The following is an 18,511-nucleotide window of genomic DNA, read 5'->3' as shown; positions in this document are numbered from 1 at the left end:
GCCGCCGCGCGTTTGTCGCGCCAAGCGGTCAAACCCGCGCTGCCAGGCTCCCAGAGGCCGCTGGGCAGATGTCCGGTGGGGTGAGCCCGAACTCGTGTGGGGCAGGGGTCGGCGAAGGGCGGCGCCACGCGACCCTGGCTGCGGCCGTCGGCTGTTTTCTCCGTCTGGTTGTACCTACCAGCCGCATTTCCTATACTGGCGGCCCCGCGGACGTAGTCACTTCTGCAGGACGCCGTCGCGCTCTGGCGAGCGAATCCCAGGAATCACGCTCATGAAGATCGAATGCGATAAGTGCGGAGCCAAATACTCGATTGCGGACGACAAGGTCCGCGGCAAGACCTTCAAGATCCGCTGCAAGAAGTGCAGCAACGTCATCATCGTCCGCGACAAGGCAGGCGGCGCAGAGGATGGTGGTGATGCGCCAGCCGACGAGCCGGGCTGGCACCTTGCGATCGGTGGCGAGACCGTGGGGCCGATCAGCGAGGCCGAGGTCCGCGAGCGCTTCGCCGCCGGAGAGATCGACAAGGACACTTCGGTCTGGCAGGAGGGCTTCGAAGATTGGCTGCCCCTGGGTGACGTGGGCGCGTTCTCCGATCTGGCCGCAGCTCCCCGCCAGCTCGGCGCCCGATCCGTTCGCGGGCGGCAGCGACGACGACTACAGCGCGCCCGCTCCCGCGGCGACGCCGAGCTCCTCGAGCTACGACCGCCAGCCCGAGCCCGCGCGCCAGCCCGCCGCGGCGGCGCCCGCGGCAGCGACCAGCGGCCCGAAGGCTTCGGCCTCGCCGGCAGCCAGCGGCGAGAACCCGCGCGTGTCCTCGCTGACCGGCGCGCGCAATGAGAACTCGGTGCTGTTCTCGCTCGACAGCCTCTCCTCGATCGCGATGGGCAGCAAGCAGGGCGGCGGCGGTCCGGCGCCCAGCGGCCCGTCGTTCTCGCTCGGCAGCGGCGGCGGCGGCGGCGGCGGTGCTCCGGCGGCCTCGCCGACCGGCAACAACGAAGGTTCGGGCCTCATCGACATCCGCGCCATGAGCGGCATGATGGGCGGCGGCGGTGGCGGTGGCGGCGGCGGCGGCGGCGGCGAAGAGGGTCGTGACGACTCGATGCTGCCGAGCTTCGGCGGCACCGGCTTCGGCGGCCTCTCGGCTGCGCCGCTGCTCGTGACGCCGGCCCAGCCGGTGGTCGAGGCGCCGGCCCCCGAGCCGCAGCGCTCGTCGAACGCGCCGCTCTACGCGCTGATGGCGATCCTGCTGCTCGGCATGGGCGGCATGGCTTGGTACATCCTCACCAGGCCACCGCCGACGCCGGAGACGAAGATCGTCGAGGTCATCAAGCCGGCCGAGGTGAAGGAGAAGCCGGAAGACGAGGACGACGGCGACAAGCCCAAGAAGAAGAAGAAGGAAGAGGACGAGGAGGCGGACGAGACCGGCGCCGCCGATACGCCGCCCGCGACCCCCGACGACAAGAAGGGCACGGTCGCCAAGACGACGACGAAGAAGACCGACAAGAAGGGCGAGAAGACGGACAGCAAGTCGACCGCCGTCGACGGTAAGACCGAGCCGAAGACCGAGCCGAAGAAGGAAGAGAAGAAAGAGGACTACAGCGTCGACTGCATCCTCGACCCGTCGAAGTGCGGCAAGAAGAGCGGCGGCGGCGGCGACAGCGGCTCCAAGCCGCCGTCCGACTCCAGCCTGCCGGAGAAGCTCGAGCTCTCCGACATCCAGGCGGGCGTCAACCCGGTCAAGGCCAGCGCCAAGAGCAACTGCGCCAAGAATGCCAAGGGCGGCGAGAAGGTCTCGATCAAGCTGTCGATCAGCGGTCCGTCCGGCACCGTGCTGAGCTCGACCGTGGTCGACGCCGCGGGCAACGACGGCCTCGCCAACTGCGTGGCCGCGGAGCTCAAGAAGGCCACCTTCAAGAAGGTCCAGAAGGAGCAGATCGGCACGCAGGTGTCGGTGAGCTTCTGACCTTCGGCGAGCACGCCGCTGCACAGTCGAGCGGGGTCGTCCTTCGGGGCGGCCCCGTCGCATTTTCGCCGGTCGTCGCCCGCGCGCGGGTTCGTCGCCGCGGACCCGTGGCCGGCCGCACGGCGTCGCTGTGAGCGCCCGGACACGAGGGGCTAGGCAGCGCCATGGTTTTGCGGCAACCTGAAGTTCTGCGCCGCGGCGCTGGCCGAGACCTTGCCTCGGTCGTTCGCGTTGGACCGCCGACCGCCGGACCGAAACTGACTTCCCGGCCCTCCACGGGCCCCGATCTCCAGGAGCACTGCTCGCCATGTCGAACACCGAGAACTCCGCCCTCATCGCCCTGAGTGAGCTCAAGAACCTCGAGGCCGCCCGCGTGGCCGAGGTCGAGAGCGAACGGCGCGCCAAGGAAGACGCAGAGCGCCGTGCCCGTGAAGAGGCCGAACGCAAGGCGCGTGAGATCGCCGAACGCAAGGCCCGCGAGGAAGCGGAGCGGATCGCCAAGGAGACGGCGGAGCGCGAGGCCCGTGAGCGAGAGGAGCGCCTGCGGCTGCAAGAGGCCGACCTGCGCGCCCGCGCCGAGCAAGAGGCCCGCCTCAAGGAAGAGCAGATGCGCCTCGACGCGCAGGTCAAGCTGGCCGAGAAGAAGGCCCGTCCGATGTGGCTGTACGGCATCCTCGCCGTGCTGGTCATCGGCTTCGGCGTCGGCGGCTACTTGATCTACGACTACATCCAGAAGCGCGACGAGGCCGAGCGGATTGCGCAGATCGAGCAGAAGAAGAAAGACGACGAGCGCGCGGCCGAGATGGCGTCCCTCATGAAGGAGCTGAAGGGCCTTCAGGAGGAGCAGAACAAGATCAAGTCGCAGAAGGACGAGATCGAGAACCAGCTCAAGAACGTCAAGGACGAGACGGAGCGGCAAGCTGCTGGCGGAGAAGGCCGCCCTCGACGCTCAGCGGCGGCCAACGAGGACAAGCAGAAGAAGAACAAGGGCAAGTCGAGCAGCGGCAGCAAGTCGAGCGGCGACGGCGAGCCCAAGTCGGAGAAGCCGAAGGGCGGGATCTCGGTCAGCAAGAACGTCGACGATCCGCTCGACGGCCTGTGATCGCCTCCTGCCTGCGGCGCGCGAGCTCCTCGCCGCCGCAGGGCCCGAAGCCGCGGCCGAGGCGATTCGGCCGCGCCGCGGGCGAGACTCGGAGCCGGGAAAAATGCGTGAGAGTGGGCTTGCTCGGCGTTTTTTCCCGTGATAAAGAAGTCGCCCCTTCGGCCTGGTAGCCAAGTGGTAAGGCAGAGCTCTGCAAAAGCTCTATTCGCCGGTTCGATTCCGGCCCAGGCCTCCCGAAGAAGACAGAGCCCCTGCGACTCCGCAGGGGCTCTTCGCTTTGGTCGCGCGCTCAGCGGAACTCGAGCTCGATCCGCGGCAGGCCGAGCTTCGCGTGCTCCTCGGCGGTGAGCATCGTCGAGGACTGCAGCTGCAGCGAGACGCTCCAGCGCAGGTAGCCGAGCTCGACGGCGCGGAGCTCGAGGCGGGCGTCGTAGCGCAGCTCCAGCTGACCATAGAGGCCGTCCGCGACGGGTTGGGCGTAGGCCGGATGGGACAGGACGTAGCCGTCGCTGCGGCTGCCGTCGGCGTGCAGGTGCTGCGAGTCGGGCGGGCCGAGCCAGGCGCGGACCTCGGCCAGCGGGGCTCGCGGTCGAGTGACGGTGCTCTGCAGGAACGCGGCCAGCTCGCGCTGGCGTGCGGGCTCGGGCGTCGCTGCCGCGCGCAGCCCGGCCCAGTGAGCGGGATCCCAGCGCCCGCCGGCGAACTCGCCGCTGCGCGACGCCGGGACTCGCTCCGCCGCGGCCTCGGCTTCCGTTTGGTCGAGGTCGATCACTGCGAGCACCTCGTCGGGGCCCCAGCGATCGTGCATGCCTCCGAGCGCCTGGGAGTCGGCGAGGAGCGCCTGTCCCTTGGGACCTGGCCGAAGAAGCAGAAGATAGCGACGCTCCTCGGCGTAGGCGCGGGGGTAGGCGGGCCCTCGCAGGGCGTGCAGGTCGAGATCGACGCCGGGCGCGTGCGCGGCCCCGCGGACGACCTGCAGCGCGGTGAAGCGGTCCTGGATCAGCATGTCCAGCGAGCCGTCGGGGCCGGGCCGGCACGGGTAGGTGCCCGGCTGGTAGCGGGTCACGAGCCACACCGGCGCGCTGTCGGCGAGTTGCGGGTCGAACGGGTGCCACGGCTCGACGAGGCCGGACAGGCCGGCCGGCAGCTCGGGCGCCTCAGGGACGCTGGGAGCGGGGCGCGTCGGGCCCGACGTCGGCGTGCAGGCGAGGGCGAGGAGGAGGGGACGACGAGGCGCGGAGTCATGGGAGCAGGGTGATCGGTTCACGCTGCAACGCGCGGGGGCGTGGCGACGAGCCTGTCTCGTGGGACATGTCGCGTGCGAGGGAGGTTCGGGGAGGCGCGCCGGCCGGGGAGCCGGGGCGCCCGGCTCGGGCCGGGCCGCTGAGACGGGCCGACAGCGAGAGCACATGGCTCAACGGACAGGTGGGCCCTCGAGCCCGAGGTCGGCCACGCGCGCGCGGACCTTGGCCATGAAGGCGGGGCCGGGGTCGGCCTTGCGGGTGCGGTACTTGGGATCGCGCTCGACGAAGTAGGGGTGGCCTTCCATCGCCAGGTACTCGTGGTGGCCGATGAGGTGCGTGATCGCGGGGAAGCGGGCCTTGAGATCGCGGACCAGCGCGGCGTCGGCCTCGACCTGGGCGTCGGTGAGGAGGTGCGCGTCGAGGTCGCCGACGTTCTCGACGCCGATGGCGACGTGGTTGAGGCCGACGCAGTGGCGGGCCATCGACGTCTCCGGCATGAGGCGGAAGATCGTGCCGTCGCGGTCGACCAGGGATTGCGACGACACGTTGAGGTCGCCGGCGTCGGCGATCGTCTTGCGCGCGCTCTCGATGGTGGGCCGGTCGAAGTAGCGCCAGGTCGCGTCGGCCGAGCCGCCGCCGGTGTGGTGGAGGATGATCATGCGCGGCTCGATCTCGACGCCGCTGGCGGCCAGGTCCTGGTGCGCGCGGCGGTAGGCGATCGTGCGGGCGATCCGGGCCTCGTCGTAGGTGATGGGCCGGTCGACGATCGCCAGCGGCGGGGGGCCGGCTCGGCGGGCGGAGGAGCGGGCGCGTCGGAGGGTCCTGACGCGCTGTCCTCCGGAGCATGTTCGATGGGACCTGGTGGATCGGGCATGTTCGAGGGAACATGTCTCGAAGATCCGGCAGCCGGCGGGGCAGGGGCCGGCTCGGGGGCGACGCAGGCGGCCGCGAGCAGGACGAGCGCCAGCGTCGGCGCGGCCCTGGACGACTTCGCGTCGCGGCGCTCAGCGGTCATCGCCGTCGCTCCGCGGGCGGGCGCGGGCGGCCTTTCGCTCGCGTCGCTCGCGCTTGGCCTCGACCTGCTGGATCCGCTTGTTGCGCTGCTTCTCGGTGGGCGGGCGGCCGGGCAGCGCCGGCTGGTCGACGTGGTGTTCTTCAAAACTCCCGGGCGCTGCGCCGAGCTCGAAGAGCGTGACCTCGCGGCGGGCCCGTTCGCCGACGCGGAGCGGGATCACGGCCGCACCGATGCCTGCGCCCACGTACACCGCGCCGCGCGGGCGCACGTCGACGCGCGAGCCGTAGAGGCCGTGGACGTACTTGTGACCGATGAGGCGGCCGAGCGCGAGCTCGTTGAGGCGGGCGAGGGTGACCTGGCCGGCGTGGGTGTGTCCGGACAGCACGAGCTGCACGCCGGCGGTCCAGAGATGATCGGCCTCCTCGGCGATGTGCGACAGGCCGAGGGTCGGGAGGTCGTGGCGCAGGCCTCGCGTCGCGCGTTCGACGTCGGCGTGGCCGGTGTAGGCGTCGTCGAGGCCGACGACCTGGAGCGCCTGGCCGCGCAGGGTGATGGTGGTGTGGACGTTGTCGAGGACCTCGGCGCCGGCGCGTCGCAGGGCCCTGCGCACCTCGGGGCCGCCGGACCAGTGATCGTGGTTGCCGAGCACCGCCATCACCGGGGCTTCGTAGCGGCGGATGAGCTCCTCGAGCTGGTCGAGGAAGGCCTGGCTGTGGCACACGAAGTCGCCGGTGATGCACACGAGGTCGGGGCGCTCGGCGTTGACGAGGTCGACCGCGGCCCGCTGGATCTTCATCGGCGTGATCCGGCCGACGTGGATGTCGGTGACGTGGGCGACGCGGAGCGGGTGGCGAGCTGTTCCACGAAGGACGCCGGGCCGGCGAACCGGCGCACCTCGATCTGCGCGCTGGTGTCGAACCAGGCCAGCGGGTTCAGCATCCGCGATCGCGCGAGGGCGGCGGCCAGTCCGGCGCCGGCGGGCTTGGGCGAAGCGGGCACGTCTAAAGGAGTATAAAGATCGCGGCCGGACATTCCAGCCTGGGGCGCCTGGACCGCGGCTTAGGTCGGTGATAAAGGCAGGCCGAGCCTCGTCGGCCCGTCGCCATGAGCGCCGCTCCCGTCCCCCGTCCGTCTCGCCGTCTGCAGGCGGCCCGCGTCGCAGGCGCGAGTCTGCTCAGCGTGCTGGGCGTGCGGATCGTGGCGGACCTGCACCGCAACAACTTCCTCGGGCCCGTCGACCAACTGCTCAGCCTCGGCAACCTGTACGCGATCGCCGTCGGGCTCACCACGCTCGTGGTGATCGCGGGGCTGCTCGGCGGTCGCCGCTGGGCGTTCGTGCTCGTGCCGCTGCTGCTCTCGGTCAACGTCGGCATGTTCGTGCCGGCGCTCGCCTCGGACGTCCAGATCGCCGGGTTCCTCATCGTCTGGAACCTGGCGCTGATCGGCGACAGCCTGTTCGCGATCAGCAGCCCGGGCGCGCGGGCGCGGCGGGTCGGCGACCGCGGGGCCTCGTTCGCGTGGCTGCAGCGCTACGGGGCCGCGGCGCAGCACCTGCTGCTGGTGTCGCTGCTGGCCGGGCTGGCGCTGTTCGGCTTCGAGGTCGAGCACGAGTTCATCCCCGATCTGATCGGCGTGGTGTTCGCGCTCACGACCCTCGCGTTGGTCTCGCCTTACGTGCTCGAGCTGCTGCGGCAGCGGCGACGCTACGTCGTCGTGCTCGTGGCGATGCTGGTGCTGTTCGTGGCCACCGCGGTCGCCAGCCCTGGGGCGGCGATCGGGCTGCTGTGGGCGTTGCAAGCGGCGGTGCTGCTGGTGATCGTCGCCCGCGGGCCGGTGTTCGCCGACCTGCTGCAGAGCTTCTATGCCCGACCGGCGCTGCTCATCCTGTCGACGTTCGGCCTCATCGCGTTCTCGGGCGCGCTGGTGCTGACGTTCCCGGCGGCCTCGGCCACGGACCGCTCGATCGCGTTCATCGACGCCCTGTTCACGGCGATGAGCGCGACCTGCGTGACGGGGCTGATCGTCCTCGACACGCCGGTCGCGTTCTCCCACTTCGGCCAGGTCGTGATCCTGCTGCTGATCCAGCTCGGCGGCCTCGGGATCATGGTGCTGTCGACGTTCGCGGCGGTGCTGCTCGGCGGACGCCTGGCGCTGCGCGGGGAGCAGGCGCTCGAGGAGGTGCTCGACCTGGCCAGCCCGGGCTCGGCCTACACGCTGACGCGCTTCATCGTCGCGTCGACGCTGCTCATCGAGGCCGTCGGTGCGTTGGCGCTGGCCCTGCTGTTCCACTTCGGCTACGGCTTCGAGCCGGGGTCGGCGCTGTGGCGCGGCACGTTCCACGCGGTGTCGGCGTTCTGCAACGCCGGCTTCGCGCTGTGGAGCGACAACCTGATCCAGTTCCAGTCCGACGGCCCGATCCAGGCGGTGCACGGCACGCTGATCACGCTCGGCGGGCTCGGCTTCCCGGTGCTCCTGGCGCTGTGGCTGCGGTCGCGCGGATCCGAGCGACGGCTGCCGCTGCAGGCGCGGGTGGTCCTGTGGGTGTCGCTGAGCCTGGTGGTCGGCGGCGCGCTCCTGTTCGCGGCCGCCGAGTGGGACGCGTCGCTGCACGGGCTGTCGCTCGCCGACAAGATCATCAACTCGGTGTTCCAGAGCGTCACGCTGCGGACGGCGGGCTTCAACAACGTCGACTTCTCGGCGCTCGAGCGCTCGACGATCCTGATGATGGTCGTGTGGATGTTCATCGGCGCCTCGCCGGGCAGCACCGGCGGCGGGATCAAGACGACCACCCTGGCGGTGGTGCTGGCGGCGATCCCGGCGCTGATCCGCAATCAGGCGCGGGCCCAGCTGTTCCGGCGGACGATCCCGCACGACATCGTCTACCGCGCCGGGACCATCATGACCCTGGCGACGATGGTCGCGGTGGTCGTCACCTTCGCGCTGCTCGTCAGCCACGACATGCCGTTCGAGCGGGCCCTGTTCGAGACGGTCAGCGCCCTGGCGACCGTCGGCCTGTCGATCGGGGCCACCGCCGAATTGAACGCGCTGGGCAAGTGGCTCATCATCGTGACGATGTTCATCGGCCGCGTCGGTCCGATCTCGCTCGCCCTCGCGCTCGGTACGCCGCGCGGCGCCACGTCCAGTTCCCCGAGGCCAAGATCATGGTCGGCTAGCGCCGGGCCTCATCGCAACCTGAACTCAAGGACATGTCCTCGCGAGCGGAGGAATTCGCGGTCATCGGCCTCGGGCAGTTCGGACGGGCGGTCGCGCTGAGCCTCGTGCGCGAGGGCGCGGCGGTGCTGGCGATCGACCAGCTCGAAGAGCGGGCCCAGCTGGTCGAGTCCGAGGTCGACGCGGTCGCCTGCGCCGACGCGACCGACGAGCGCGCGCTCAACGAGCTGGGGCTCGAGCGCATGTCGTGCGTGGTGGTGGCGATGGGGGCCCGCGCCCGCGAGACGTCGATCCTCACCACGTCGCTGCTGCGCCAGCGCGGGATCCCGCGCATCATCAGCCGCGCGGCCAACGAGCTGCACGCGCGCGTGCTGCTGGCCGTGGGCGCGCACGAGGTCATCAACCCCGAGCTGCAGATGGGCCAGCGCCTGGCCCGCAACCTGGCCCACCCGACGATCCTCGAGCAGATCGCGCTCGACGAGAACACCAACCTGGTCGAGGTCGCCACGCCCGAACAATTCATCGGCAAGTCGATGAACGAGCTCGACATGAAGCGCCGCTACGGGGTGTCGGTGATCGCCATCCGCCGCGGCGAGCAGGTGCTGCCGCAGGTCGCCGGCGACGAGCGACTGGCGCGCGGCGATCGTCTGCTCATCGTCGGCCAACCAGCGTCGGTCCGCCGCGTGGCCAGCCTGGCGTAGACCCCGGAGCCCGCACCGCCATGACCCTCCGCACCCGCCTCCTGCTCGGCTACGGCTACCTGATCGCGCTGCTGCTGCTGAGCGTCGGCACGGCCGCGTTCAACTCGCAGCGGGTCGCCCGCAACGTCCAGGTGGTGGTGCAGAACAACCTGGTGAGCCTGAGCGCGGCGGTGGCGATGCTCGACCAGATCGAGCGCCAGGACAGCGCGACGCTGGTCGGGCTGATGCAGCGCAGCGAGCCGACCGAGATGACGGCGGCCGAGGAGGACTTCGAGAAGGCGCTGGTGCAGGCCCGCAGCGCGGCGATGACGGACGACGACATCGCCATGCTGAAGAACCTGCAGGAGAACTACGAGGTCTACCGCAAGGCCCGCGACGAGCTGCTGCGCAGCATTCCGAGGAGCCGTACGCGGCCTACCACGAGTCGGTGTTCCGCGTGTTCGAGGAGCTGAAGCGCGACGTCAACCAGTACCTCGAGGCGAAGAAGACGGCGCTCGGCGACGCCAACATCGAGGCGTCGCAGTCGGCGATCGAGGCGGCGGTGCTGCTCGGGGTGCTGGTGACCGTGGCGCTGCTGTCGCTCGGGCCGCTGTCGCGCAGCCTGCAGCGCGACGTGCTCGGGCGCCTGTCGGAGGTCGGCAGCGTGACCGAGGCGATCGCCAGCGGCGACCGCCGCCGTCGCGTGCGCGACTTCTATCAGGACGAGCTGGGGCAGGTGGCGCGCCAGCTCAACGCGGCGCTCGATCGCCAGCAAGAGCTCGAGTCGCAGATGCAGGGCCGACTGCTCGAGCAGCGCCGCGTGCTGGTCGGTCTGATGAAGCAGTGGCCGATGCCCGCGGCGCTGATCGGCATCGACGGCAAGCTGGTGGCGTCGACGCTGAGCGAGGACGACGAGGCCGAGCTCGATCGCCTGACGCCGCGCGTGCGCATGGCCGCGAAGGTGCTGATGACGCGCCGCTTCGTCCGCGCGGAGGAGCTGTCGGCCGACATCAAGGCGAGCGACGGCGTGCGCGTGGTGCAGATGCGCGCGCTGGCGTCCGGCGACAATCAGATCGCGGGCTGGCTGGCGTCCTTCGTCGATCCGCGGGTGGGCGTGCTGGCGCCGCCCGGGCCGGGCGATCCGCGCCGTGCGACGAGGCGAGCGAGGAGACGGCGGAGCGCGCAGGCGAGGCCAGCGAAGCGGCGGCGAGCGAGAACGACGAACCGGCAGCCGCCGCCGGCGAAGCGGGCGAAACCGCAGTCGCCGCCGCGGCGGTCGACGACGATCCCGCGTTGCGCTCGGGCTGAGCGCGCACGCCAGGGCCTAGCGAGGCCTGGTGTACGATGCGGGCATGGCGCAACAGCGGAAATCAGGCTCGCCCAGCGGCGGCCAGATCCTGGGGGACCTCCAGGGGAAGCTCAAATCGATGACCGGCGGCGGCGAGGCTCGAGCTGGTTCGACTGGGTGTGGATCGGCGGGGCGCTGATCGCCGGGCTCGTGTTGATGACGACCTCGTTCACGGCGATCGAGCCCGGCCAGGTGGCGGTGCGGATCAACAACGTCACCGGCGGGCTGGTGACGGTGACGCAGCCGGGCTGGATCACGCGGCTGCCGTTCGGGATCCATTCGGTCTACGTGCTCGACGCGAGCCCGCAGACGTTCTCGATGCACGGGTCGAAGAACGTCGACGACCTCGAGGTCAGCGAGCTGACGGTGCGCGCCAGCGACGGCTCGAACTTCCACTTCTCGGACACGACGATCATCTTCCAGATCGCCGGTGACGAGGCGCAGACGGTCATCCGCGACGGCGGCGAGGACCGCGGCTACCTCAAGTGGATGCGGCCGTACGCGCGGGCGATCCTGCGCGACGAGTTCGGCCGCGAGTCGACGATCTCGGTGTCGAACCCGACCAAGTTCGGCGAGGCGACCGAGCGCGCGAAGAGCCGGCTCAACGAGCTGCTCGGCGTCCACGGGGTGATCGTGACCCAGATCGTGACGCCGCGGCCTGCAGTTCAACGACGAGTACGAGAAGCTGATCGAGGAGCGCAACAAGCTCGGCAACCAGCTCGAGGTCATCAAGTCCAACCTGGCCGCCGCGGAGACCAGCCGCGAGCGCCGGCTGGCCGAGGTCAACCGCGACCAGAACCGATCGATCCAGGAGAAGCGGACCGAGCTCGAGTCGGCGCTGGCGACCGCGATCGCGGCCCAGGCCGACGCGACCCGCGAGGCCGACACCTACAAGATCTCGAAGGTCGCCGAGGGCCAGGCGGCGCTCAGCGCGGCCAAGCAGCAGGCGGCCAAGCTCCGCGGCCAGCTCGACGCGGTCTACCGCGCGCGCAAGGCCGAGATCGACGCGTTCCGCTCGCAGCCGGTCGAGCGCGTGATGGAGCGGCTCGGCGAGCGCCTGCGCGGCGTGACGATCGCGATCGAGCCGTGGGCCAACGACGCCAACCCGTCGCGGGTCGAGGTCGAGAAGATCGGGGGTGCGCAGTGAAGGGCTTCGTCCGGATCTGTCAATTGACGCTGCTGTCGCTGCTGTTCCTGTGGATCGCGCCGACCTGCTTCATCTCGACGGTGCCGCTCGGCAAGATCGGGGTGCGCAGCAGCAACGCGTCGGGCGTGCTCGCGGCCGACCTCGAGCCGGGCTGGACGCTCAACATGGCGGGGATCCACGCCCTGACGCTGCTGCCGAGCCACTACCTGTTCCTCGACTACGGCTCGGAGGACGGCCAGGGCCTGCAGATCCGCACCCGCGACAACAACAACGTGTTCGTCGACGTCAGCGTGCCGTACCGCATCAAGCCCGGCGAGGCGCATCAGATCATGATGGCCGGCAACCACGTCGAGAGCACCAACGGGCAGTACCGGTTCCAGCGGCTGGCGCAGGAGACCACGGTCAGCGTGCTGCGCGAGGGCCTGGCCAACCTGACGAGCTCGGACTTCTACCACGCCGACACGCGGCTCAAGGTCGCGGACGAGACGCTGGCGCGGCTCAACCAGGAGCTGGCGCCGCTGCACCTCGAGGCGCAGGCCGTGCTGGTGCGGGCGGTGACGTTCCGCGAGGAGTACGAGAAGCAGCTGCAGCAGATCCAGCTCAACGAGCAGAACAAGCTGCTCGACGGGGCGCGCGAGAAGGTCGCCAAGCAGCAGCAGGAGCTCGACAACTACGAGCTCGGCACCAACGCCCTGGCCAACGCGCGCCAGCAGGACTGGATCAAGCGCCAGGCCGACCTCGAGCGCGCGTACCAGGTCGGCTTCGTCGACACCAAGGGCGACAGCACGCCGGGCTCGGCGCGCCGGGCCCTCAAGGCGCTGACCGAGGAGGAGCAGGTCAAGCTGCGCGAGCAGGTCGGGAAGGTGCTCGACATCGACGCGCCCGAGGCGATCGCCGACGGCTACTTGCTCGGGATCCAGAACATCTCGGCCGAGACGCTGGAGTACCGCCAGCGGGTGAACGCCGAGTCCGACGGCGTGTCGCAGCGCCTGTCGGCCGAGGGCGCGGCCGAGGTCGCCGCGGTCCAGGGCGAGTTCGAGGCAAGATCAACGCGCTGCTCGGCAGCCCGGCCGGCCGGGCCTACGTCGCCTACAAGAGCGCGGAGAACGTGAAGTTCGCCGAGACGCTGACCTTCCAGAGCACCGACGGCATCCCGGCGGTGCTGCGCCTGCGAGACTTCGCGCTGCGCTTCATGGGCGGCAGCTGAGACGCAGGCCGAGCCGACGAGCGAGCGACGCGCGACCTCGAGGCGAGGCAGCGCGCCGCTCGTGGGGCGTCGTTCCGTCGCGCATCACCCGGCGGCCTCGGCTCACGTCCGTGGGCGAGGCAGCGCGTCGCTCGTGGGGCGTCGTCCCGTCGCGCATCACCCGGCGGCCTCGGCTCACGTCCGTGGCCGCTGTTTCGCGTCCGTCGTCGCGCCTGCGGAGCCTGCGGGCGCGTCGCTCCCTGCCACGGGAGGCGGCCGCATCGCCGGGTCAACGCGCGACGAGCAGGCCGTCGGCGACCAGGCCTGTCAGCAGCTCGTCGGCCTCGTGTGGCTCGGCGCCGAGCCGCACCGCCTCGGCAGCCAGCGCGGCGTGCAGGCGGCCGTCAGCGGCGAACAGCAGCAGGCGGACCAGCGGCTCGCTGGCTGTCCCGAGGGACACCTCACCGCCCGGGCCGGCCTCGACCAGCAGCGGCTCGCGATCGGGCCCGCGCGGCGGACGCTCGCGCGTCGGGCGGGCCTTCGCCAGCGCGGCGGCCGGGTCGGGGCCGAGGCGGGCGCGGACGCGCTCGGGCAGGCCAAGCTGCCGACCGGGACCAGCAGCGGCGCGACGCACGGGTTGCACGCCAGGCCCTCGCCGGCGCCGGGGCGCGGGCGGCGGGCGCGGGCGATCGCGGCCTCGATCCGGCCCGGGCCACCGGCCTGGCCTCCGAGCCATGTCCCGAAGGACAGGGCCATCGAGCCATGTTCGAACGCGCAGGTGCGGAAGGCCGCGCTCGGAAGAAGGCGTCGACCGCCGGCACGCCGAGCAGGGCGGCGGTGGCCGGGTACTCCTCGAGCAGGGCGTGCACGGCCCGCGCGCGGCGGTACGGATCGACCGCGAGGGCCCGCGGGTCGACGGCGCGCAGCAGCTCGCGCTCGCGCTCGGCCAGCTCGGGCAGCGGCCCGGTCCCGCGCACCGCCGCGGCGTAGGCCGGATCGAGGTGCATGCAGACCAGCGCGGCCTGGACGCGCCGCGGGTCGAGGCGGCTCACGCGGCCTCCGGATCGCGGGCCGGCCACAGCGCGGCGACGCGGTCGAACAGCGGCAGCACGGCGTCGATCGGGTTGCGCTCGCACTCGACGACGATCGCCCGCAGGTTGACGGCCCGCGCCACCGCCTCGGCGGCGATCTCCCAGGTGTCGGGCAGGACCTCGGTGCCGTGGTCGTCCTCGACCCCGCGAGCCCCGCCGTGTCGTGCACGCGCCCGCCGGCGACGTGCAGCTCGACCACGCGGTCCCACGGGAAGCCGTCGAAGCCGGTGCGCGGGGCGTGGCCGCGGGCCCGCTGGAACATGGCCAGGTGGGCGCAGTCGAGCAGCAGGCCGGTGTCGGCGCGACAGGCGACGCGAGCGAAGAAGTCGAGCAGGTGCAGCTCGCCGACGAAGGCCGCGCCGGGCGGGTTCTCGGGCAGCACCTCGAGGCCGGTCGCCTCGCGCAGCGCGACCAGGCCGTCGGCCAGCGGCGCGACGGCCTCCTCGACGAGGATCGGCGGCAGCAGCAGCATGTGCCCGCGATCGCGCCGGCCGAGGTGCCACAGGCCGGCGTCGCCGCACAGCCACGCCGGCCGCAGCTCGGCGGCCAGCGTGCGCACGGCGGCGAGCCAGGGCGGATCGAAGTCGTCGGGGTCGTCGAGGTTGATGTCGAGGAAGTGGTAGGTGGTCGGCAGGCCGGCCGCGGCCCAGGCCCGCGCGTCGTCGTCGAGGCCCTTGACGACCTCGACGCCGACCTCGAGGAAGCCGGCGCAGTCGGGCCGGCGCCGCCGCAGCTCGAGCGGATCGAGCGCGCCGTCCTGCCGCCGCGCGCCGTACTCGGTGCTGACGCCGAGGCCGAGGCGGGGGAGGGCGCGGACGCGGGCGAGGAAGTCGGGCATGAGGGACAGGTCCTGAGGGACATGCCCGAACGGGCAGGTTTTGAGGACCTGTCCGCTCGGACATGGCGAAAAGCGCTAGGCGCCGTGGGCGGCCTGGTTGGCGGGCCGGCGGGTGCTGCGGTCGAGCCAGGCGGTCAGGTTCGACAGGCCGGAGGTGTCGACCTTGATGAAGCTCAGGGCCCAGGCGATCGCGGCGGCGTTGGCGGCGTCGACGAGGGTGAAGCGGTCGCCGAGCAGGTACTCGCGGCCCTGGAGGCGCTGCTCGAGGATCTTGAGCTGGGCCTCGAACTCCTTGCCGGCGGACTCGGCCTGCAGCGCGTTGCGCGAGTCGGCCGGGAACCACTCGCTGGTGTTGTGGAAGATGCGGAAGATGGTGCCGCCGAGGGTGACCGAACCCCACGATCCACGCCAGCGCCTCGGCGTGCTCGCCGGAGCCGACGCGCGGCCACAGGCCCTTGTCGACGCCGAAGCGGTCGCCCAGGTAGATGATGATCGCCAGCGACTCGAACATCGGCGTGCCGTCGACCACGAGGGCGGGCACCTTGGCGTTGGGGTTGATGGCGAGGAACTCCGGCTTGTGCTGCTCGCCGGCGCGGAGGTCGAGCTTGACCTTGTCGTAGGGGATCCGAGCTCTTCGAGGACCCAGTGCACGCGCGAGGCGCTGGTGTTGGGGGTGTAGTAGAACGTGATCGACATCGGTCTCCGCGGCTTGTGTACGCGATCGGGCGGGGAGCGGTAGGCGAGCGCAGCGGTCGGGAACCGCCTCAGGCGAGGCTGTAGACCAGCAACCACTGGTTGCTGGTGCCCGGGCCGATGTCGCGGCGATCGAGGGCGGCGAGGCTCACGCCCAGCCCGGCCGCGGCGGCCTCGATCCGCCCGGCGGCCTCGACCGCGGTGTCGTTGCGGTAGTGCTCGCGCCGGACGCTCGAGCGCTCGCCGCGGGTGGTCTGGGCGGGGGTGCGGGCCAGGCCGAACGCGGTGTTGTCGCAGACGACGAGGACGCCGCCGCGACGCAGCCGCAACAGGGCCGTGACGAGCACGCGATCGGGGTCGCGCAGGTGGTTGTAGCTGCGCAAGATCGTGACGGCGTCGAAGCGGCGCTCGCCGAGCTCGAGGGCCTCGGCGTCGCCGACCTCGAGCGCGGCGCCGGGCGGCAGGCGAGCGCGCAGGCGGGCCAGCGCGGCCTCGTCGGGGTCGACGCCGGTGTAGCGGATCGCGCCGCCGGCGATCCGCGGGGCCAGGACGTCGAGGTAGGGCGCGTCGCCGCAGCCGAGGTCGAGCACGTCGCCGCCGAGCTCGGCCAGGCGCGCGCGCACGACGGCGTCGTCGCGGGTGAAGATGTCCTCGAAGACAGGTTCGAACATCCCTGTACACGAGGACAGGTGCGGGCAGCCGGCGCACAGCGGGCTGCGGGCCAGCGGGACCAGCTCGCGGGCGAAGTCCTGGGGGGCCGGGCCGCGGGCGGCGTCGACGTAGACCTGGCCGAGGTCGTGCTTGACCGCGGCGATCTCCTCGTCGGTGAAGTCGCGGGTGTCGGCGCGGTAGCGGGCGATCGCGGGGCCGCGACGGACGAACAGATGCCGGCCGCGCTCCCACGGGGTGACGCCGAGCGGACCCTGGCGCAAGGGACAGGTGGCCTCGGGGGCCTCGTGGACGGCCTCGAGCGTGTAGTTGAACGAGTTGGCGCGCGGGCGATCGGTGACCGGGCGCAGCTCGCCGTCGCCGTGGACGTCGAGGTAGCCGCGGTAGAGCCCGGGGCAGCCGCCGCGCAGGCTGCAGCCGGCGCAGGCCGGCGGGTGGCGCTTGTTGTCGTCGTCGACCGGGAACAGGTCGGGCTCGCCGATCTCGACCATCGTCCAGTAGCGGTGGCTGCGGAGGTCGCTGTAGCTGTCCTCGAGGCCAGGTAGGAGGCAGCGCGGGATCCCGCCGTGCTGGACCCGGACGCCGCGCTGGCGCGCGTGCGCGGCCGCGGCGAGGACGGCCTCGGCGACGGCGCCGATCCGCGGCACCAGCAGCTCGAAGTTGCGCGCAGCGCCGCCCTTGGGCTCGACCATCGAGAACTTGAGGGTGACGTCGGCGAACGCGGCGACGAGGTCGACGAGGCCGCGCAGGTGGGCGAGGTTCTGGCGGGTGACGACGCAGTTGACGGTGAGGTCGAGGCCGCGGCCGCTGAGGTTGCGCAGGGCGGCGACGGCCTGATCGAAGGCGTCGCTGCGGACCAGGCGGTTGTGCACGGGGGCGCTGCCGCCGTGGAGCGAGAGGTAGACGTAGCGCAGGCGGTGGGCGACGAGCTTGTCGGTGAGCTCGGCGTAGGCGAGGGCGCGGCCGTTGGTGACGAGGCCGAGGTCGAGGCCGAGGCCGGCCACCTGCGCGGCCCAGCGGAGCAGCTCGGGGCGGATCGTCGGCTCGCCGCCGGACAGGACGACCATGGCGTGCCCCAGCTCGGCGGCGCGGACGATCTTCCGCTCGACCTCCTCGGCGTCGCCGTCGATCGGACGCACGTCGAGGGTGTGACAAAAGGTGCAGTGCTCGTTGCAGCCGTAGCCGACCTTGATCAGCGCCTTGTAGTCCCCGGGCTGGAGCTTCGGCGGCTGCGAGGGCCGCGCGGCGCGTCCGAGGTGGCTGCGGTCGTCCATGCGCGGCGCCGATGCTAGCGCGTCCTCGCGGCGGTCGCCGGGCGCCCGGCGTGGTCGAGGGCTCACGCGCCGTCTCGGTGGCGGCGGCGGTGGGTCGGCGTGGCCGCGGTGGCCGGCGCTGCGGCCACGCGTCGGCATACGCGTGAGAGGGCGGCGGCGCCGTCGCCTTGACGGAGGCTGCGGCGGGCGGGTACGTTGGGCTCCAGTAGGAAAGACTGCATGAAGCCTTCGCCGCGTGTCGCTCGTCGCAAGGTCCTCGCTGCCCTCGGAGTTGCCGCTGCCGGCGTCTCGACCGCGTGTACGCTCCGCCCGCGCACGACGGCGCCGTCAGCCGCGGCGCCGCTGGCCGAGCTGGTCGGGCCGGTCGGCGAGTGGCGCGTCGAGCAGGTGCTGCCGCTGGTGGCCGGGGCGGTGCCGGTGTTGATGCGCACGCCGGAGGGCAAGAAGTTCCAGGTCGATCTGCTGCGCGCCGAGGTCGACGGGCCACGCGCGGTCGCACAGGCGGGCGGGCTGGCGCTGTACCTCGCCAACGGGGGCGAGGGCGATCGGCCGTCGACGGCCGTCGAGGAGCAGGGGGCGCGGGCCCTGGCGCAACGGCTGACGCAGCTGGCGACCGAGCGCGGCGACCCGGCGATCCCCGGGCTGCTGACGCTGTCCGAGCGGCTGACGGCGCACCGCCAGGCCGTGCTGACGCCGTGGACCTGAGCGACGCGGGCAGGGCGGCAGACGGCGCACCGCCAGAATGGTGGTCGGCGCGGCGCGGGGGACTGCGAGTTGTCCGATGGGACAGGGCGCAGCGAACATGTCGCGGTGGACAGGTGCGAAGGGGCCTGGTCGAAGGGGCAGGCGATGAAGTTGGCGGACGCCGATTCGTCCTGTCTGGAGGGACAGGGCGTTTGGGCCCTGTCGCGGGGGACAGGGGCGAAGGGGCCTGGCCGGAGGGGCAGGCGATGAAGTTGGCGGACGCCGATTCGTCCTGTCTGGAGGGACAGGGCGTTTGGGCCCTGTCGCGGGGGACAGGGGCGAAGGGGCCTGGCCGGAGGGGCAGGCGATGAAGGCGGCCGAATCGCCCGGTCCGGAGGGACAGGG

15 protein-coding genes, 1 tRNA gene and 1 pseudogene are annotated in these 18,511 nt (G+C 71.9%); 9 read left to right on the top strand and 8 right to left on the bottom strand.

Annotation, left to right across the window (positions count from 1 at the left end):
• The first annotated feature begins 271 nt into the window (after positions 1-271).
• The 4 genes from OV079_RS13315 to OV079_RS13300 all read left to right on the top strand — a co-directional run bounded on the left by OV079_RS13315 (position 272) and on the right by OV079_RS13300 (position 3,298).
• Complete coding sequence (locus OV079_RS13315) at positions 272-838, top strand: GYF domain-containing protein (protein WP_267768747.1); 567 nt, start codon at positions 272-274, stop codon at positions 836-838.
• Positions 810-1,964: a hypothetical protein gene (locus tag OV079_RS13310; protein ID WP_267768746.1), complete on the top strand. Its 1,155-nt coding sequence runs from the start codon at positions 810-812 to the stop codon at positions 1,962-1,964. Before OV079_RS13315 ends, OV079_RS13310 begins: the two co-directional genes overlap by 29 nt.
• A 307-nt stretch (positions 1,965-2,271) precedes the next feature.
• Positions 2,272-3,066 carry a hypothetical protein gene (locus OV079_RS13305; RefSeq protein WP_267768744.1) on the top strand — a complete coding sequence of 265 codons (795 nt, stop codon included), beginning with the start codon at positions 2,272-2,274 and terminating at the stop codon, positions 3,064-3,066.
• A 160-nt stretch (positions 3,067-3,226) separates the two neighbouring features.
• Positions 3,227-3,298, top strand: a tRNA-Cys gene (locus OV079_RS13300).
• Between the two features lie 57 nt (positions 3,299-3,355).
• On the opposite strand, the gene OV079_RS13295 is transcribed toward OV079_RS13300, so the two are convergent.
• From OV079_RS13295 to OV079_RS13280, 4 genes are all read right to left on the bottom strand, one after another.
• Positions 3,356-4,333: a hypothetical protein gene (locus OV079_RS13295; protein ID WP_267768742.1), complete on the bottom strand. Its 978-nt coding sequence runs from the start codon at positions 4,331-4,333 to the stop codon at positions 3,356-3,358.
• Between the two features lie 147 nt (positions 4,334-4,480).
• Positions 4,481-4,969, bottom strand: coding sequence for an N-acetylmuramoyl-L-alanine amidase (locus OV079_RS13290; protein ID WP_267768741.1), 489 nt, complete (start codon positions 4,967-4,969; stop codon positions 4,481-4,483).
• A gap of 345 nt (positions 4,970-5,314) precedes the next feature.
• Positions 5,315-6,121, bottom strand: coding sequence for a metallophosphoesterase (locus OV079_RS13285; RefSeq protein ID WP_267768740.1), 807 nt, complete (start codon positions 6,119-6,121; stop codon positions 5,315-5,317).
• Positions 6,118-6,324, bottom strand: coding sequence for a hypothetical protein (locus tag OV079_RS13280; RefSeq protein WP_267768738.1), 207 nt, complete (start codon positions 6,322-6,324; stop codon positions 6,118-6,120). Before OV079_RS13280 ends, OV079_RS13285 begins: the two co-directional genes overlap by 4 nt.
• A gap of 189 nt (positions 6,325-6,513) precedes the next feature.
• Here OV079_RS13280 and OV079_RS13275 point away from each other — a divergent pair, with 189 nt between their 5' ends.
• The 4 genes from OV079_RS13275 to OV079_RS13260 are packed head-to-tail and all read left to right on the top strand — an operon-like array spanning position 6,514 to position 12,783.
• On the top strand, positions 6,514-8,598 hold the full coding sequence (locus OV079_RS13275) for a TrkH family potassium uptake protein (protein ID WP_267768736.1): 2,085 nt from the start codon (positions 6,514-6,516) through the stop codon (positions 8,596-8,598).
• Entirely contained in the window at positions 8,532-9,197 is a 666-nt protein-coding gene (locus OV079_RS13270) for a potassium channel family protein (protein WP_267768735.1), read from the top strand. Before OV079_RS13275 ends, OV079_RS13270 begins: the two co-directional genes overlap by 67 nt.
• A gap of 20 nt (positions 9,198-9,217) precedes the next feature.
• On the top strand, positions 9,218-9,649 hold the full coding sequence (locus OV079_RS13265) for an MCP four helix bundle domain-containing protein (RefSeq protein WP_267768734.1): 432 nt from the start codon (positions 9,218-9,220) through the stop codon (positions 9,647-9,649).
• Positions 9,625-12,783, top strand: coding sequence for an SPFH domain-containing protein (locus OV079_RS13260; RefSeq protein ID WP_267768732.1), 3,159 nt, complete (start codon positions 9,625-9,627; stop codon positions 12,781-12,783). Before OV079_RS13265 ends, OV079_RS13260 begins: the two co-directional genes overlap by 25 nt.
• A gap of 401 nt (positions 12,784-13,184) precedes the next feature.
• On the opposite strand, the gene OV079_RS13255 is transcribed toward OV079_RS13260, so the two are convergent.
• The 4 genes and pseudogenes from OV079_RS13255 to OV079_RS13240 all read right to left on the bottom strand — a co-directional run bounded on the left by OV079_RS13255 (position 13,185) and on the right by OV079_RS13240 (position 17,422).
• Positions 13,185-14,786 carry a multinuclear nonheme iron-dependent oxidase gene (locus OV079_RS13255; protein ID WP_267768731.1) on the bottom strand — a complete coding sequence of 534 codons (1,602 nt, stop codon included), beginning with the start codon at positions 14,784-14,786 and terminating at the stop codon, positions 13,185-13,187.
• A gap of 75 nt (positions 14,787-14,861) precedes the next feature.
• Positions 14,862-15,101, bottom strand: a complete 240-nt coding sequence (locus OV079_RS57815) for a glutathione binding-like protein (protein WP_267778531.1) — start codon at positions 15,099-15,101, stop codon at positions 14,862-14,864.
• A gap of 208 nt (positions 15,102-15,309) precedes the next feature.
• A pseudogene (locus OV079_RS57810) lies at positions 15,310-15,411 on the bottom strand (thioredoxin domain-containing protein); the annotation flags it as partial.
• Positions 15,412-15,550: 139 nt separating this feature from the next.
• Positions 15,551-17,422 (bottom strand): radical SAM protein, encoded by a 1,872-nt coding sequence (locus OV079_RS13240; RefSeq protein ID WP_267768729.1) that lies wholly within the window; start codon positions 17,420-17,422, stop codon positions 15,551-15,553.
• A 219-nt stretch (positions 17,423-17,641) separates the two neighbouring features.
• Here OV079_RS13240 and OV079_RS13235 point away from each other — a divergent pair, with 219 nt between their 5' ends.
• The gene (locus OV079_RS13235) at positions 17,642-18,127 is read left to right on the top strand and encodes a hypothetical protein (RefSeq protein ID WP_267768727.1); all 486 of its coding nucleotides are present in this window, start codon (positions 17,642-17,644) and stop codon (positions 18,125-18,127) included.
• Positions 18,128-18,511 lie beyond the last annotated feature (384 nt).

It is taken from the genome of Nannocystis pusilla (assembly GCF_026626665.1).
Taxonomy (GTDB): domain Bacteria; phylum Myxococcota_A; class Polyangia; order Nannocystales; family Nannocystaceae; genus Nannocystis; species Nannocystis pusilla.
This window is presented reverse-complemented; position numbering and strand designations above follow the sequence as displayed.

Bases quoted from the DNA above. Each gene is read 5' to 3' on its own strand.
- OV079_RS13270 (WP_267768735.1), top strand. From the start codon at position 8,532: ATGTCCTCGCGAGCGGAGGAATTCGCGGTCATCGGCCTCGGGCAGTTC.
- OV079_RS13305 (WP_267768744.1), top strand. From the start codon at position 2,272: ATGTCGAACACCGAGAACTCCGCCCTCATCGCCCTGAGTGAGCTCAAG.
- OV079_RS13255 (WP_267768731.1), bottom strand. From the start codon at position 14,786: ATGCCCGACTTCCTCGCCCGCGTCCGCGCCCTCCCCCGCCTCGGCCTC.
- OV079_RS13315 (WP_267768747.1), top strand. From the start codon at position 272: ATGAAGATCGAATGCGATAAGTGCGGAGCCAAATACTCGATTGCGGAC.
- OV079_RS13235 (WP_267768727.1), top strand. From the start codon at position 17,642: ATGAAGCCTTCGCCGCGTGTCGCTCGTCGCAAGGTCCTCGCTGCCCTC.
- OV079_RS13265 (WP_267768734.1), top strand. From the start codon at position 9,218: ATGACCCTCCGCACCCGCCTCCTGCTCGGCTACGGCTACCTGATCGCG.
- OV079_RS13290 (WP_267768741.1), bottom strand. From the start codon at position 4,969: ATGATCATCCTCCACCACACCGGCGGCGGCTCGGCCGACGCGACCTGG.
- OV079_RS13240 (WP_267768729.1), bottom strand. From the start codon at position 17,422: ATGGACGACCGCAGCCACCTCGGACGCGCCGCGCGGCCCTCGCAGCCG.
- OV079_RS13285 (WP_267768740.1), bottom strand. From the start codon at position 6,121: ATGAAGATCCAGCGGGCCGCGGTCGACCTCGTCAACGCCGAGCGCCCC.